Source organism: Phytoactinopolyspora endophytica (assembly GCF_004138495.1).
Lineage (GTDB): Bacteria > Actinomycetota > Actinomycetes > Jiangellales > Jiangellaceae > Phytoactinopolyspora > Phytoactinopolyspora endophytica.
Genome location: NZ_ML142866.1, coordinates 33,617 through 34,898, shown reverse-complemented (window position 1 = coordinate 34,898; position 1,282 = coordinate 33,617). Strand labels below are relative to the sequence as shown.

Genomic DNA, 1,282 nt, shown 5'->3' with positions numbered 1-1,282 from the left:
CTGGATATGCCAGAGGCTCTGGAACCCCTGGTGGAGTACTTCCGCAACATCTCGGGCGAGCACCCGGACTGGGACGAATACCGCGAGGCGATGCGCCGCCAGGACAAGTCGGTCGTCCGCGTCACCCCGGAACGCTGGGGGCCTATTGCCACGGGTGGCTTCCCGGCGCGCCTCGTAGACCAGGGCTGAGCGGCTCGGGGCCTCTCAGCCCTGGTCGTGGCCGGCAGAGTCAGCGAGTCAGTTGGGTCAGCGGGCCAGCTTGTAGGCGCGGATCACGGTCTGCTCCAGCTCGCTCCCGTCGGCGTCGTCGATGCTCGCCCGCAGGGAGACGAACTCGCTGCCCTTCGGTGGCCGGGGGACCAAGGCGGTGAACCCGCTGTTCGATGGTCGGGTGCGCACCCGTTTCCAGGACTCGCCGTTGTCGAACGAGACCTCCAGGTCAACAGCGCGCACGTCGGCCTCGACGCCGTCGGCGCGTTCGACATCCAGCTTCAGGCGGAACGGCCGGTTCGCCGGGGCACGGTTGAGCTCGTCCACCTCGCCGCTGGTCCGCAGCGCGAGGAACGGGAGCCGGCCGTTCTCGCCCGGACCTGCCGTGACCTTCCAGGTCGCTTCGACCTCGGTGGCCAGAGTCGACCATTCGACGTCGCGCGTCGCGGTCGTGGTGAGCTCGTAGGTCGCCGACTCGGCCGGGAGCTCGTACAGGCCACCCGACGGATCGTCGCTGGTGCCCACCACCTCGCCGTTCTTCGTCAGCGTGGTCGTCGCCTCGACGCCGTCCCAGCTCGGATAGGTGAAGTGCCGGAGCGACGACGACGAGAACGGCGACACGGTGGCGAACAAGTACCCGAATGCGAAGACGGGCCGCGCCACCGGACCGATCGGAGCGGCGTTCCAGTGTTTCTCGTAGCGCTGGCCGGCCTGATAGTCCTGGTAGAAGTGGTCGATGTAGTCGTACTCTTCGCCGTCCCAGAAACGAAGATCCGTGTTCCACTGGATTGTCGCGTCGTCGGAGTAGAGATCGATGCGTTCACTGGGCATCGTCACGTCGTACATCTGTGCCCAGGCGGTGTCGCCGTCGACCGGGAACGGATAGGCGAGTAGCGTGGCGATCTGCTCATCGGGGACGCCCTGGCTGTGCACGGTGGTGTCGAGCCTGGCGAGCTCGGAGTCCCGGACCCGGAAGGATGGCGGCGGGATTCGGCCTTCTTCGGTGACGTGCAACTGGTAGCCGCGAGGAAGAGCGCGGCCGTCTTCGGCCTCGGGCTCGGCCAGCGCGGAT

Annotated in this window: 2 pseudogenes; one reads left to right on the top strand and one right to left on the bottom strand. The window is 67.5% G+C overall.

The annotated features are described in order from the left end of the window. Positions 1–189 (top strand): annotated as a pseudogene (locus ELR45_RS41565) (PPOX class F420-dependent oxidoreductase); the annotation flags it as partial. Between the two features lie 57 nt (positions 190–246). Here ELR45_RS41565 and ELR45_RS27090 read toward each other — a convergent pair. Next, a pseudogene (locus ELR45_RS27090) lies at positions 247–1,282 on the bottom strand (hypothetical protein); the annotation flags it as partial.